This window comes from Nocardioides xinjiangensis (assembly GCF_017916455.1).
Classification (GTDB): Bacteria; Actinomycetota; Actinomycetes; order Propionibacteriales; family Nocardioidaceae; genus Nocardioides; species Nocardioides xinjiangensis.
In genome coordinates this window covers 88975-102597 of record NZ_JAFMSY010000001.1, presented here as the reverse complement: position 1 = coordinate 102597, position 13623 = coordinate 88975, and the positions used below count along the sequence as shown (strand labels likewise).

The window sequence follows — 13623 nt, the reverse complement described above, 5'->3', positions numbered from 1 at the left end:
TGCGCCACTCCGTGCTCGCACGCCTGCTCGCAGGTGTGGCGCTCGGTGCGACGGTGCTGGCCGGTCAGGGAGTGGCAGCCCATGCCGCCCCTGACCGGCTGCGCATCCCCACGCTGGGCACCGACGCCGCCGTCATCGAGGTGCCGGCCCGCAACGACACGCTGGCGGTCGGCTCCCGCCTCCGTGGAGCGGTCTACACCTGGTCGAAGGGCGACCCACCGTGCGACCCGACCGGCAGCACCGTCTACGCCGGGCACGCCTGGCGGGCCGGCAACGGTGTCGCCGACCGGTGGGGCCAGCTCCGCCGCGGGGACCTGATCACGGTCGCGGGGTGCAGGTTCCGGGTCACGAAGCGCGAGTTCTGGCCGGCCCAGCGCCGGATCGGCTCGCTCTACTCCGTGTCCGGGCCCGCGCGCATCGTCCTGCTGGCCTGCAAGGCCGACGACTACGCCAAGCGCACCGTGGTGTTCGCCCGCAAGGTCGAGGGCTAGGCGCACGGCGCCGACAGGTGGACCGGGAGGGCTAGGGCAGGCGAGTCGCAGCGTGGGGCTGCGACTCGCCGCCGGCCCGGGCCTCCCGGTCCGCCCGGTGGGGCAGCACCGCGAGCGCGATCCGGGCGAGGCCCGCTGCCAGGAGGGCAGCGCCCAGCATGTGCAGGGCCACCAGAGCGACCGGCAGGTCCAGCCAGTACTGCACCCAGCCGAGCACGCCCTGCGCCAGCTCGATGACCAGCACGAGGCCGGTCACGCGGGCGAGCCAGCCGTGCCCGCCGCGCACGGCGACCACCAGCAGCGCGACCGTGAGCGCGACCAGGACGTAGACCGACACCGCATGCACCTGCGACACGGTGGCGGGGTCGAGGCCGTTGCGCCGTGCGTCGGCGTCGCCGGCGTGCGGACCGGCGCCGGTCACCACCGTGCCGAAGTAGAGCACGAGCCATCCCCAGCCCAGCGTGCCCCAGGCGAGTGCCCGGGGGAGCCGCGGAGCCAGCCCGCGGTCGGGGCTGCGCAGCTCGTCGACCAGGGCGACGCACACCATGACGATCGCCATCGACAGCAGGAAGTGGCCGGCGACGACCCACGGGTTGAGGTCGGTGAGGACCGTGATGCCGCCGAGGCCGGCCTGGAGCGGGATGCCGAGCCCGACGACGAGCGCGAGCCTGGTGGCGCGCCGGTGCCGGGCGCCGAGCGCGGCCAGGAAGCACAGCACGGCGACCGCGGCCAGCAGGAACGTCAGCAGCCGGTTGCCGAACTCGATGGCACCGTAGACGCCGAGCTCGGCGTGGGCGACGTACGACGCCTCGGTGCAGCGCGGCCAGGTGGGACACCCGAGTCCCGACCCGGTGAGCCGCACCGCGGCGCCGGTGACGACGATGCCGATGTTGGCCAGGAGGTTGGCGACCGCGAGGGGCCACAGGTGCCGGGCGAGCCGGGCGAGCACGGAGGACATCATTCCCACTTGAAGGTCCGGGCCGTCATCGCCGTGCCGAGCAGCGCCCAGCCGGCGAGGACGAGCAGCGAGCGGCTGTCGACGACGGCGTCGACGAGCGCGGAGCGCATCGCCTCGCCGAGGGCTCCCGAGGGCAGCCACTGGATGAGGCCGCCCGCCGCGCCGTACGTGCCGACGGGCAGCACGACGCCGCCGCCGGCCATGAGGAGGAGGTAGACGAGGTTCGCCAGCGCGAGCGTCGCCTCGGCGCGCAACGCCCCCGCCACGAAGAGGCCGAGGGCGGCGAAGGCGGCGGTGCCGAGCGCGACCGCCAGGACCACGCCGGCCAGGGTGCGCGGCGGGGCCGCGAGGGTCGGCTCCCAGCCGAGCACCAGCCCGACGACGACGAGCACCACGAGCTGGAGCGCGACCACGTTGAGCAGGGCGAGCACCTTGCCGAGCAGCAGCCCGTGGCGGGGCAGCGGCGACGATCCCAGCAGCTTGATGACGCCGTAGCGGCGCTCGAACCCCGTCGCGATCGCCACGGACGTGAAGGCCGTCGACATGACTGCGAGCGCCAGCACGCCGGGGGTGAGGACGTCGACGGCCCGGTGGCCGTCGAGGTCGATGCCGATGCGTCCCGCGGCGGCGACGCCGCCCACCAGCACGATCACCGGGATGACGATGGCGAGCAGCAGCTGCTCGCCGTTGCGCAGCATCAGCCGCGCCTCCATGCGTGACTGCGCGAGCACCATGCGCGCCAGCGGGGCGCCGCCCGGTGCGGGGGAGAACGCTCGGGTCGCAGCGGGGCCGCTCACGAGGCCAGCTCGCGTCCGGTCAGGTCGAGGAAGACGTCCTCGAGGGTGCGCTGGCCGAGGCTCAGCGTCTGCGGCAGGACGTCGTGCTCCTCGCACCACCGCGAGACGCGGCCGAGCGTGGTGCCGTCGGCGGGCCCGTGGATCAGCATGCTGACCTCGTCGAGCTGGCGCACCTCGGTGCCGGCGCCGAGCTCGGCGCGCAGGGACTCCGGTGCCCCGTCGGGGAAGGGCCGGTTGACCACGAGCCGGATCGTGGCCGCCCGTCCGCCGCGGGTGAGCTCCGCGGGCGTGCCGCTGGCGATGACGCTGCCGCGGTCGATGATGTGGATCCGGTCCGCGAGGTGCTCGGCCTCGTCCATGTGGTGGGTGGTGAGCACGACCGTCACGCCGTCCGCCCGGATCTCCTCGAGCAGCTCCCACGTCGTGCGCCGTGCCTGCGGGTCCATGCCCGCCGTCGGCTCGTCGACGAACACCAGCTCGGGGCGCCCGACCAGCGCGATCGCGAGCCCGAGCCGCTGCTTCTGCCCGCCCGAGAGCCGGCGGTAGGGCGTCCTGCCGCAGTCCCCCAGCCCGAGCCGCTCCACCAGCATCGCCGTGTCGAGGGGATGGGCGTGCAGAGCCGCCATGTGCTCCAGCATCTCGACGGCCCGCACGCCGCTCCACGCACCGCCGGCCTGGAGCATGACCCCGATGCGGGGGAGCAGCGCGGCGCGGTCACGCTGCGGGTCCAGCCCCAGGACCCGGACGGTGCCTCGCTGCGGGACGCGGTAGCCCTCGCAGGTCTCGAGCGTCGTGGTCTTGCCCGCGCCGTTGGGACCGAGCACCGCCGTCACCGAGCCACGGGCGACCTCCAGCGACAGGCCGTCCACCGCCACCTTGTCGCCGTACGCCATCACCAGGCCGTCGATGACGACGGCGGGGGAGGCGGGTGGCACGATCGGAAGTCTAGGTCGGCCGGCCGCCGAGGGCGGTGCCGGTGCGGACCGCGGTGGCCCGCGTCACTTAGGCGACCCTTGCTTGAACCACGGGAAGCAATAACGACACACTGGTGTTGTGGAATTCGTGGGGACGTCGACGGCACAGCGTGAGGGCGATGGGCCCACGCGTGACCGCGTGGCCCGCGCAATCCTCGAGAACGGTCCCTCGACCGCCGCCGAGCTCGCGCGTCGGCTCGTGCTCACGCCGGCCGCCGTGCGCCGCCACCTCGACCACCTCGCCGTGGAGGGGGTCGTGGAGTCGCGCGAGCAGAAGGTCTACGGCACGCGGGGCCGGGGCCGTCCGGCGAAGGTGTTCGCGCTGACCCAGGCCGGCCGCGACAGCTTCGACCAGCAGTACGACGACCTGGCGGTGCAGGCGATGCGGTTCCTGGCCGAGACGCAGGGCGAGGACGCCGTGGTGGAGTTCGCCCGGCGCCGCGTCGCCTTCGTCGAGCGCGACTACGCCGCGGTGATGGCGCTCGACCCCGACCTGACCCCCGCCGAGGCCCTGGCGCGGGTGTTCACCCAGAACGGCTACGCCGCGTCCGTGCGCGACCTGCCCGTCGTGGGCGAGCAGCTGTGCCAGCAGCACTGCCCGGTCTCCCACGTCGCCCACGAGTTCCCCCAGCTCTGCGAGGCCGAGACCGAGGCGATCGCCTCCGTCCTCGGCACCCACGTCCAGCGCCTGGCGACCATCGCCCACGGCGACGGCGTCTGCACCACGTGCATCCCCCAGACCCACAAGCCGCACCCGAAGGAGCAGCAGGCATGACCCAGAACCTGAGCATCGAAGACCTCAACCCCGAGCTCAAGGGCATCGGCCGCTACGAGTTCGGCTGGGCCGACCGCGACGACGCCGGCGCCACCGCGACCCGTGGCCTCAACGAGGAGGTCGTGCGCGACATCTCGGCGAAGAAGTCCGAGCCGCAGTGGATGCTCGACCTGCGCCTGAAGGGCCTGAAGCTCTTCCACCGCAAGCCGATGCCGACGTGGGGCTCCGACCTCTCGGCGATCGACTTCGACAACATCAAGTACTTCGTCCGCTCCAGCGAGAAGCAGGCCACCTCGTGGGAGGAGCTCCCCGAGGACATCAAGAACACCTACGACAAGCTCGGCATCCCGGAGGCGGAGAAGCAGCGCCTCGTCGCCGGTGTCGCCGCGCAGTACGAGTCGGAGGTCGTCTACCACTCGATCCGCGAGGACCTCGAGGAGAAGGGCGTCATCTTCGTCGACACCGACACGGCGCTGAAGGAGCACGAGGAGCTCTTCAAGGAGTACTTCGGCACCGTCATCCCGGTCGGTGACAACAAGTTCGCCGCGCTCAACACCTCGGTGTGGTCGGGCGGGTCGTTCATCTACGTCCCCAAGGGCGTCCACGTCGACATCCCGCTCCAGGCGTACTTCCGCATCAACACCGAGAACATGGGCCAGTTCGAGCGGACGCTGATCATCGCCGACGAGGACTCCTACGTGCACTACGTCGAGGGCTGCACCGCGCCGATCTACTCCTCCGACTCGCTGCACTCGGCGGTCGTGGAGATCGTGGTGAAGAAGGGCGCCCGCGTGCGCTACACGACCATCCAGAACTGGTCGAACAACGTCTACAACCTCGTCACCAAGCGCGCGACGTGCGAGGCCGGGGCGACCATGGAGTGGGTCGACGGCAACATCGGCTCCAAGGTGACCATGAAGTACCCCGCCGTGTACCTCATGGGCGAGCACGCCAAGGGCGAGACGCTCTCGATCGCGTTCGCCGGCGAGGGCCAGCACCAGGACGCCGGCGCCAAGATGGTGCACGCTGCGCCGCACACCTCGAGCTCGATCCTGAGCAAGTCGGTGGCCCGCGGCGGCGGCCGGACGTCGTACCGCGGCCTGATCCAGGTCAACGAGGGCGCCCACGGCTCGAAGTCCAACGTGCTGTGCGACGCGCTGCTCGTCGACCAGATCAGCCGCAGCGACACCTACCCGTACGTCGACATCCGCGAGGACGACGTGTCGATGGGTCACGAGGCGAGCGTCTCCAAGGTCTCCGACGACCAGCTCTTCTACCTCATGTCGCGCGGCATGGAGGAGGACGAGGCGATGGCGATGATCGTGCGCGGCTTCGTCGAGCCGATCGCCAAGGAGCTGCCGATGGAGTACGCCCTCGAGCTCAACCGCCTCATCGAGCTGCAGATGGAAGGCGCGGTCGGCTGACCGTCCGGGCTGACCCGGACAGCACGACGCTCGTTTCGAGTACCAAGGAAAGTAGACAGTTGACCATCACTGATTCCGTCCGCTCCGCTCTGGAGCAGGCACCCGCGCTGGACAAGGTCGAGAGCCACCTCCACCCGGCGGGCTCGTTCGACGTGGCCGACCACGCCGTGCCCACCGGTCGTGAGGAGATCTGGCGCTTCACGCCGCTCAAGCGGCTCAAGGGCCTGCACGCCGACGCGCCGCTCGACGGGCGCAACGTCCGCGCGAGCTGGGCAGCGCCGGAGGGCGTGACCGTCGGCATGGTGAGCGGCGACGAGGCCGCTGACCTGCGCGGCGTGAGCGGCTGGGCGCCCAACACGCGCTTCACCGCGCGCGTCCTCGCCGAGGTGCCCGCGACCCTGCTGGTCGACGTGCCCGCCGAGGTCGAGGCGGACGAGCCGATCGTGCTCGAGGTCGACGGCACCGACGCCGACGCGACCAGCGGCGCCCACGTGGTGCTGCGGTTCGGCCGGCACAGCAAGGCCGTCGTCGTGCTCAACCACACCGGCTCCGCCGCGGTGGCCGCGGTCGTCGAGGTGGTCGTCGCTGACGGCGCCGAGGCGAGCGTCGTGTCGATCCAGGACTGGGCCGACGACGCCGTCCACCTCTCGCACCACCAGGCGCGGGTCGGTCGCGACGCGACCTACAAGCACGCCGCGATCTCCTTCGGCGGCGACGTGGTGCGCATGGACGCCAACGTGACCTACGACGGACCCGGTGGCTCCGCGGAGCTGCTCGGTCTCTACTTCGCCGACGCCGGCCAGCACATCGAGCACCGGATCTTCGCCGACCACACCGCGCCGCGCACCAAGTCCAACGCGATCTACAAGGGTGCGCTGCAGGGCGAGAAGGCGCACACCGTGTGGGTCGGCAACGTGCTGATCCGCAAGGTCGCCGAGGGCATCGAGACCTACGAGGAGAACCGCAACCTCGTCCTGACCGACGGCTGCCAGGCCGACTCGATCCCCAACCTGGAGATTGAGACGGGCGAGATCGAGGGCGCCGGGCACGCCTCGGCGACCGCGCGCTTCGACGACAACCAGCTCTTCTACCTCCAGTCGCGCGGGGTCTCCGAGCAGGAGGCCCAGCGGCTGGTGGTGCACGGCTTCTTCAACGACCTGATCCGCAAGGTCGGCGTGCCCTCCATCGAGGAGCGCCTGATGACCACGGTCGAGGCGGAGCTGGCCAAGAACGTGCTGAAGGACCTGTCGGCATGACCTTCGAGCTCGCCTGCGCGCTGTCCGAGGTCCCCGCGGACCAGGGCCTCGCCGTCACCCTCGGCGACCTCGAGGTCGTGGTCGCCCGCGACGGCGACGAGGTCTTCGCCCTCCAGAACGAGTGCAGCCACGCCACCGTCGCCCTCAGCGAGGGCGAGGTGGCCGACTGCCAGATCGAGTGCTGGCTGCACGGGTCGATGTTCGACCTGCGCACCGGCAAGCCCACCAGCCTCCCCGCGACCGAGCCGGTCGCCACCTTCCCGGTCGAGGTACGCGGCACCGACGTGTACGTCGACACCGAGACCACCCTGAACGGAGTCACCCCCGCATGAGCAAGCTCGTCATCACCGACCTCCACGTCACCGTCGACACCGAGGACGGCCCCAAGGAGATCCTCAAGGGCGTCACGCTCACCATCAAGGAGGGCGAGACCCACGCGATCATGGGTCCCAACGGCTCCGGGAAGTCCACGCTGGCGTACTCCATCGCCGGCCGCCCGAAGTACACGATCACCGGAGGCTCGGTGACCCTGGACGGCCAGGACGTGCTCGCGCTGTCCGTCGACGAGCGCGCCCGCGCCGGCCTCTTCCTCGCCATGCAGTACCCGGTCGAGGTCCCCGGTGTGTCCGTGGCCAACTTCCTCCGCACCGCCAAGACCGCCATCGACGGCGAGGCGCCCAAGCTGCGCACCTGGGTCAAGGACGTCAACGGCGCCCTCGAGGCGCTCAACCTCGACGCGTCGTTCTCGCAGCGCTCGGTCAACGAGGGCTTCTCCGGCGGCGAGAAGAAGCGCCACGAGATCGCCCAGCTCGAGCTGCTCGACCCCCAGGTCGCGGTGCTCGACGAGACCGACTCCGGCCTCGACATCGACGCGCTCAAGATCGTCTCCGAGGGCGTCAACCGCTTCCGCGCCCGCGAGGGCAAGGGCGTCCTGCTGATCACGCACTACACGCGCATCCTGCGCTACATCGAGCCCGACTACGTCCACGTGTTCGTCGACGGCAAGGTCGCCGAGTCCGGCGGCAAGGAGCTCGCCGACCGCCTTGAGGCCGAGGGCTACGACCGCTACCTGAAGCCCGCCTCCGCCTGACCCCCGGGCGCCACGAAAGGACGACCACGATGGACGGTCTGCTGCCGGATCTCGACGTGATCCGCAAGGACTTCCCGATCCTCGAGCGCACGCTCGCGGGCGGGGTGCCGCTGGTCTACCTCGACAGCGCCAACACCTCGCAGAAGCCGCAGGTGGTCATCGACACGATGGTCGACCACCTCGAGCGCCACAACGCCAACATCGCGCGGGCGATGCACCAGCTGGGTGCGGAGTCGACCGAGGCCTACGAGTCGGCGCGCGACAAGGTCGCGTCGTTCCTCAACGCGCCCTCGCGCAACGAGGTGGTGTTCACCAAGAACGCCACCGAGGCGCTGAACCTGCTGGCCCGCACGATCGAGCTCGGCCCCGGCGACAACGTCGTGATCACCGAGATGGAGCACCACTCCAACATCGTGTCGTGGCAGCTGGCGTGCGAGCGCTCGGGCGCCGAGCTGCGCTGGTTCGGCCTGACCGACGACGGACGGCTCGACCTCACCGAAGCCGACCGGCTGGTCGACGAGAACACCAAGGTCGTCGCCTTCACCTGGGTGTCGAACATGCTGGGCACGATCAACCCGGTCGAGGACCTGGTGGCCCGCGCCCGCGCCGTCGGGGCGTACTCGGTCATCGACGCGTCGCAGGCGGCACCGCAGCTGCCGGTCGACGTCCAGGCCGTCGGCTGCGACTTCCTCGTGTTCACCGGACACAAGGTCTGCGGCCCGACGGGCATCGGCGTGCTGTGGGGGCGCCAGGAGCTGCTCGACGAGCTGCCCCCGTTCCACGGCGGCGGCGAGATGATCGAGACCGTCACCATGGCGCGCTCGACCTACGCCCGGGCGCCGCACCGCTTCGAGGCCGGCACCCCGCCCATCGTGGAGGCCGTCGGGCTCGGTGCGGCGGTGGACTACCTCTCGCACATCGGGCTCGAGGCCATCCACCGCCACGAGCAGGCGATCACCGCGTACGCCCTCGAGGGCCTGCAGTCCGTGCCGGGGCTCACCGTGCTCGGCCCGCTCGACGCCACCCAGCGCGGCGGGGCGGTGTCGTTCGAGCTCGACGGCGTCCACCCGCACGACATCGCCCAGGTCCTGGACTCGCGAGGCGTCGCCGTGCGCGCTGGGCACCACTGCGCCAAGCCGGCGCACGCGCGCTTCGGCGTGCAGAGCTCGACCCGGATGTCGTCCTACCTCTACACGACGCCCGCGGAGGTCGACGCGCTGGTCGAGGCCCTGCACCACACCCGCAGCTACTTCAAGGTGGCCTGAACGTGAGCACCGACCTCGACTCGCTCTACCAGGAGATCATCCTGGACCACTACAAGAACCCGCACCACAAGGGCCTGCGCGACCCGTTCGAGTCCGAGGTGCACCACGTCAACCCGACCTGCGGCGACGAGGTCACCCTGCGGGTGCACCTCGCCGACGGCCCCGACGGCTCCGTCGTCGGGGACGTGTCCTACGACGCCGTCGGCTGCTCCATCTCGCAGGCGTCGGCGTCGGTGCTCACCGACCTCGTGATCGGCAAGCCGGTCGACGAGGCGATGTCGATCCACGCGACCTTCCTCGAGCTCATGCAGGGCAAGGGCCAGGTCGAGCCCGACGAGGACGTCCTCGAGGACGGGATCGCGTTCGCCGGCGTCGCCAAGTTCCCGGCGCGCGTGAAGTGCGCCCTGCTCTCCTGGATGGCGTGGAAGGACGCGACCACCCAGGCCCAGACAGAAGGAGAGACCCGATGACCGACTCCACCGACCAGCAGCGCCACGGCGACCTGCCCGCGGTTCCCGAGGCCACCCTCGGCGCCGGCGGCACCTCGACGGTGACCGTCGAGGACGTCACCGAGGCCATGAAGGACGTCGTCGACCCCGAGCTCGGCATCAACGTGGTCGACCTCGGCCTCGTCTACGGCGTCCACCTCGACGAGGGCAGCAACGCCGTCCTCGACATGACCCTCACCTCCGCGGCGTGCCCGCTGACCGACGTGATCACCGACCAGACGGAGTCCGCCCTCGAGGGCCTGGTCAACGACGTGGCGATCAACTGGGTCTGGATGCCGCCGTGGGGCCCGGACAAGATCACCGACGACGGCCGCGAGCAGCTGCGCGCCCTCGGCTTCAACGTCTGAGCCGCGCACGAGGCCCGGCCGCAGCGGACACCTGAGCCCGCGCCGGGTCGTCCGGTAACGCCACCGAACGTGCACTCCCGCCCCCACCGGTGGGGGCGGGAGTGCACGTTCGGTGGCGTTACCCGAGCAGCTGGGACCGCGAGGGGCGGGATCGTCGAAACCTCGTCGATATCCCGTGGCGGCGGGGGAGCGGGCGGGCGCACACTCCATCCGTGCTCAACCCCCACCCCACGCGCTACGCCGACCTCAACGGCGTGCTGCACGACCTCGTCACGGAGGCGCAGCCGGTCCTCGGCGAGCTGTTCGTGGGCGCCTACCTCCAGGGCTCGTTCGCGCTCGGGGCGGGGGACCGGCACAGCGACTGCGACTTCCTGGTCGTCGTGCGCGAGCGGCCCGACGAGGCGCAGGAGGCCGCGCTGCGGGCGATGCACGGTGACCTGCCGCACCGCGGCGGCTCCTGGCACCGCCACCTCGAGGGCTCGTACGCCGTCGCCGGCGACCTGCGCACCACTGCCGGGCTCGGCCGCGAGTGGCTCTACGTCGACCACGGCGCCGACGAGATGTCGTGGTCGACGCACTGCAACCAGCCGTGGACCCGCTGGATCCTCCGTGAGCACGGCATCACGCTCCTCGGGCCGTGCCCGGTCGAGCTGGTGGAGCCGGTGCCGGAGGGGGTGCTGCGCGAGCACGCGCGCGCCGGGCTCGCCGGCCTCACCGAGGGCGTCCTCGGCTGGTGTCCGCCCGACGTGGCGTGGTGCCAGCGGTACCTCGTCGTCCAGGCCTGCCGCAGCCTCTACACGGTGCGCACGGGTGAGGTCGCGAGCAAGCGCGACGCCCTGCGCTGGGCGATGATGCACGCGGACCCCCGGTGGCGACCGCTGCTGCAGCAGGTGCAGGCCGACCGCGACCTCGGCCTCGACCGGGAGGCGCGCCCGCGCCCGGGCTCGATGGAGGCGGCGCGCGCCTTCGCGTCGTACGTCGCCGACATCGCGTGAGCGTCGGCGCCGCGCGAGCGCGGCCGACTGGCTAGGCTCCCGCCATGGAGCAGCCCCAGGTCGACCTGTCCGACATCGAGTTCGACCACGAGGAGCTGCGGGTCTTCTGGGACCTCGCCCGCTACCACGCCAAGCTCAACGCGGCGCCGACGTACTTCGGGCCGACCACGCTGGAGTCGGTGCCGCCGCCGGCGTGGGCCTACGGCGAGTCCGCCGAGGAGTCCGACGCCTTCGTCGCCGAGGTGCTGGCCGACGACCGGGGCCGGACGAGCGCGGCGGCGGCCGACTACGCCGACGGCCTCCCCGAGGTGGGGGTGCTCTCCATCCTGTGCGACGGGGCGGGCGTGCCGCGGGCGCTGGTGGAGGTCACCGCGGTCGAGGTCACGGGCGACGAGGTGGTCGAGTCCTTCAAGGTCGTCTACCGGTCCTGAGCGGTCCGACGGCTGCCGCCGCGGTGTGGGAGAGTCCTCGCATGGCCGAGCGGATGACCTACCTCCTCGTCGACGGGGAGAACATCGACGCCACCCTGGGCACCTCGATCCTGGGCCGGCGTCCGCGCCCCGAGGAGCGGCCGCGCTGGGACCGCCTCCTCGAGTGGGCCGAGCGCGCCTTCGACCAGGACGTCACCGGGCTCTTCTTCCTCGCCGCGAGCACCGAGCTCCCGACGAGCTTCGTGCAGGCGCTCCTGGCGATCGGCTTCAAGCCGATCCCGCTGAGCGGCGAGGGCAAGATCGTCGACATCGCGATCCAGCGCACCGCTGAGGCGCTCGTCGACCGGCCGGCTGACGTGGTGCTGGTCAGCCACGACGGTGACTTCGTCGACCAGGTCTCCGCCCTGTGCGACGGCAGCCGCCAGGTCGGCGTCGTCGGGTTCGGCGAGTTCGTCAACTCGCAGTTCCGCACCCTTCCCGGCGTGCGGATCCTGGACCTCGAGTACGACATCGGCGCCTTCAACTCGTCGTTGCCCCGGATCCGGATCATCCCGATCGACCAGTTCGACCCGCTCGACTTCCTCTGACGCGCCGGCCCGGCGAGGGCCGGCGCGCCGCGGCGGGAGCGGTCATCTCGCCGACCCCGTTCCCGCGGGTCTCCGACGAGGCGGCCCGCCCGGCCTGACGCGGTAGCGTCCGTGCCGTGCCCCGCGTCCTCGTCCCTGCCGCGCGCTGGGAGCGCTGGGTCGCCAACTTCGCCACCGGCCACGGCGGAGCCGAGCTCGCGGTCGCCGACGGCACGCTCCGCGGCAGCGCCGCCGACGGGTCGCACTTCACGGCGGTGCTGCCCTTCGCGACGTCGTACGACGGTCCCGCGGAGGCCGCCGCGTTCGCCGCCGCGGCGGTGCCGCCGGACACGTGGGGGGTGCTGCTCGTGCGCAAGGGCGGGTTCGCGGTCGCGCGGCTGAGCGGCGCCGACCTCGTCGAGCACAAGGTGGGACAGCGGCACGTGCAGGGTCGCACCAAGGCGGGCGGTCAGAGCCAGCAGCGCTTCGCCCGGCGGCGCGACAACCAGGCGCGACAGGCCTACGAGGCCGCGGCCGACCACGCCGCCCGCGTGCTGGCCGCCGTGCTGGGGACCAGCGGCCCGGTCGTCACCGGCGGCGACCACGCGGCGGTGGCGGCCGTTCTCACCGACGCCCGGCTCGCGTCGGTCGTCGTGTGCGAGCCGTGGCTCCCCGTCCCCGACCCGCGCCGGGCGGTGCTCGACGCGGCGGTCGCCGACGCGCAGGCGGTGCAGGTGGAGGTCTCCAACGCCTGCGGCAGCTCGGGGCGCGCGGGTCCGGCGGCGGGGCCGCGGGTGCGCTAGGTTCGCGCCCATGGACGCCTCCGTCTGGCAGCCCGAGCCGGGGTGGCAGCCGCTCGCGGGCGCCGGTCCGGCCACGGTCGGTGTCTGGTCGGCGACGCACCGGGGCCGCGACGTGGTCGTCAAGCGCCTGCGCCGGCCCGACCCGTACGACGCGCCCGGCCCGCTGCGGCCGTCCGACGTCAACTACTGGCGCCGCGCCGCCGACGTGGCCCTCAGCGGCATCGTGGCCGGCGCGCCCGGTCTCCGCGAGGCGCCCGTGGTGCGGGTGGACGAGGACGAGGAGGGCGTCACGCTGGTGCACGAGCGCGTGGAGGCGCGCGACGCCCCCGGCCTGTGGCTCGCCGCCTGCCTGGGCCGCTTCGCCGCCGCCGACCTCGGCGGCCACCCGTGGCTGGCCCGCGACCAGCTGCGCACCCGCCTCGCGCTCGTCGAGCGGCGCGGCGGCTGGCGCACGCTGGCGCGCACACCCATGGCCGACGTCGCCGAGCACCTCTGGTCGCACCGGGGGATGTGGCTGGACCGGTGCGACGCGCTCCCGCAGGTGGCGCAGCACGGCGACCCGTCGGCGGCCAACATCCCCGGCCGTGCCGGCGACGGTGCCGTCGCCGTCGACTGGGCCCACCTCGGGCGGGGCCCGGTCGGCGCCGACCTCGGCTACCTCTCGCTGGCCGCCCGCGAGGACCTCGAACCGCTCGTGGACGCCTACGTCGCCGCGCTGCCGCCGGGCCTCGCCACACCCGACGCGGCGTTGACCGGCGCCCGGGTGATGGCCGTCTACACGGCGCTCACCCGGCTCGACTGGGCCCTCGCCCGCATCGCCGACGGCGAGGGCGCGCTCGCCGGGAAGTTCCGCCACCCCAGCGTGGCGCCGTACATCCGCGCCATGCAGCGGCAGGTGGGCCAGATCGAGGCCCTGCTGGCCTGAGCCCGGTGGGCGCCGGG

General features: G+C 72.4%; 17 protein-coding genes. 14 read left to right on the top strand and 3 right to left on the bottom strand.

The genetic code is table 11. The features are described 5' to 3' along the window. Positions 1–11: 11 nt before the first annotated feature. Complete coding sequence (locus J3P38_RS00540) at positions 12–491, top strand: class F sortase (protein ID WP_210437619.1); 480 nt, start codon at positions 12–14, stop codon at positions 489–491. A gap of 31 nt (positions 492–522) precedes the next feature. On the opposite strand, the gene J3P38_RS00535 is transcribed toward J3P38_RS00540, so the two are convergent. From J3P38_RS00535 to J3P38_RS00525, 3 genes are read right to left on the bottom strand one after another with little or no spacing between them, the layout of a single operon-like run. Then, positions 523–1449: a COX15/CtaA family protein gene (locus tag J3P38_RS00535; RefSeq protein ID WP_246855598.1), complete on the bottom strand. Its 927-nt coding sequence runs from the start codon at positions 1447–1449 to the stop codon at positions 523–525. After that, positions 1449–2246 carry an ABC transporter permease gene (locus tag J3P38_RS00530; protein ID WP_307807619.1) on the bottom strand — a complete coding sequence of 266 codons (798 nt, stop codon included), beginning with the start codon at positions 2244–2246 and terminating at the stop codon, positions 1449–1451. The genes J3P38_RS00535 and J3P38_RS00530 overlap by 1 nt, the downstream gene beginning before the upstream one ends. Beyond that, the gene (locus J3P38_RS00525) at positions 2243–3181 is read right to left on the bottom strand and encodes an ABC transporter ATP-binding protein (RefSeq protein WP_307807618.1); all 939 of its coding nucleotides are present in this window, start codon (positions 3179–3181) and stop codon (positions 2243–2245) included. Before J3P38_RS00525 ends, J3P38_RS00530 begins: the two co-directional genes overlap by 4 nt. Positions 3182–3359: 178 nt before the next feature. On the opposite strand from J3P38_RS00525, the gene J3P38_RS00520 reads away from it, so the two are divergent. From J3P38_RS00520 to J3P38_RS00460, 13 genes are all read left to right on the top strand, one after another. Then, positions 3360–3995 (top strand): helix-turn-helix transcriptional regulator, encoded by a 636-nt coding sequence (locus tag J3P38_RS00520; protein WP_307807617.1) that lies wholly within the window; start codon positions 3360–3362, stop codon positions 3993–3995. Next, positions 3992–5419 carry a Fe-S cluster assembly protein SufB gene (gene sufB, locus J3P38_RS00515; protein ID WP_210437615.1) on the top strand — a complete coding sequence of 476 codons (1428 nt, stop codon included), beginning with the start codon at positions 3992–3994 and terminating at the stop codon, positions 5417–5419. The genes J3P38_RS00520 and sufB overlap by 4 nt, the downstream gene beginning before the upstream one ends. 59 nt (positions 5420–5478) lie before the next feature. Next, positions 5479–6675 carry a Fe-S cluster assembly protein SufD gene (sufD, locus tag J3P38_RS00510; protein WP_210437613.1) on the top strand — a complete coding sequence of 399 codons (1197 nt, stop codon included), beginning with the start codon at positions 5479–5481 and terminating at the stop codon, positions 6673–6675. Beyond that, the gene (locus J3P38_RS00505) at positions 6672–7007 is read left to right on the top strand and encodes a non-heme iron oxygenase ferredoxin subunit (RefSeq protein ID WP_210437611.1); all 336 of its coding nucleotides are present in this window, start codon (positions 6672–6674) and stop codon (positions 7005–7007) included. The genes sufD and J3P38_RS00505 overlap by 4 nt, the downstream gene beginning before the upstream one ends. Further along, positions 7004–7765, top strand: coding sequence for a Fe-S cluster assembly ATPase SufC (sufC, locus tag J3P38_RS00500; protein ID WP_210502345.1), 762 nt, complete (start codon positions 7004–7006; stop codon positions 7763–7765). The genes J3P38_RS00505 and sufC overlap by 4 nt, the downstream gene beginning before the upstream one ends. A gap of 29 nt (positions 7766–7794) precedes the next feature. Continuing rightward, a complete protein-coding gene (locus tag J3P38_RS00495) occupies positions 7795–9030 on the top strand; it encodes a cysteine desulfurase (protein WP_210502344.1) in 1236 nt (411 codons plus the stop codon). Between the two features lie 2 nt (positions 9031–9032). Then, positions 9033–9500, top strand: coding sequence for a Fe-S cluster assembly sulfur transfer protein SufU (sufU, locus tag J3P38_RS00490; RefSeq protein ID WP_210437605.1), 468 nt, complete (start codon positions 9033–9035; stop codon positions 9498–9500). Next, on the top strand, positions 9497–9886 hold the full coding sequence (locus tag J3P38_RS00485) for a metal-sulfur cluster assembly factor (RefSeq protein ID WP_210502343.1): 390 nt from the start codon (positions 9497–9499) through the stop codon (positions 9884–9886). Before sufU ends, J3P38_RS00485 begins: the two co-directional genes overlap by 4 nt. Before the next feature lie 212 nt (positions 9887–10098). Then, positions 10099–10881 carry an aminoglycoside adenylyltransferase domain-containing protein gene (locus tag J3P38_RS18225; RefSeq protein WP_210502342.1) on the top strand — a complete coding sequence of 261 codons (783 nt, stop codon included), beginning with the start codon at positions 10099–10101 and terminating at the stop codon, positions 10879–10881. Between the two features lie 44 nt (positions 10882–10925). Next, positions 10926–11312, top strand: coding sequence for an ASCH domain-containing protein (locus J3P38_RS00475; protein ID WP_210502341.1), 387 nt, complete (start codon positions 10926–10928; stop codon positions 11310–11312). Between the two features lie 41 nt (positions 11313–11353). Continuing rightward, the gene (locus J3P38_RS00470) at positions 11354–11899 is read left to right on the top strand and encodes an NYN domain-containing protein (protein ID WP_210502340.1); all 546 of its coding nucleotides are present in this window, start codon (positions 11354–11356) and stop codon (positions 11897–11899) included. Positions 11900–12015: 116 nt separating this feature from the next. Continuing rightward, positions 12016–12681, top strand: a complete 666-nt coding sequence (locus J3P38_RS00465) for an acVLRF1 family peptidyl-tRNA hydrolase (RefSeq protein ID WP_210502339.1) — start codon at positions 12016–12018, stop codon at positions 12679–12681. A 10-nt stretch (positions 12682–12691) separates the two neighbouring features. Then, on the top strand, positions 12692–13606 hold the full coding sequence (locus J3P38_RS00460) for a phosphotransferase (RefSeq protein WP_210502338.1): 915 nt from the start codon (positions 12692–12694) through the stop codon (positions 13604–13606). The last annotated feature ends 17 nt before the right edge of the window (positions 13607–13623 follow it).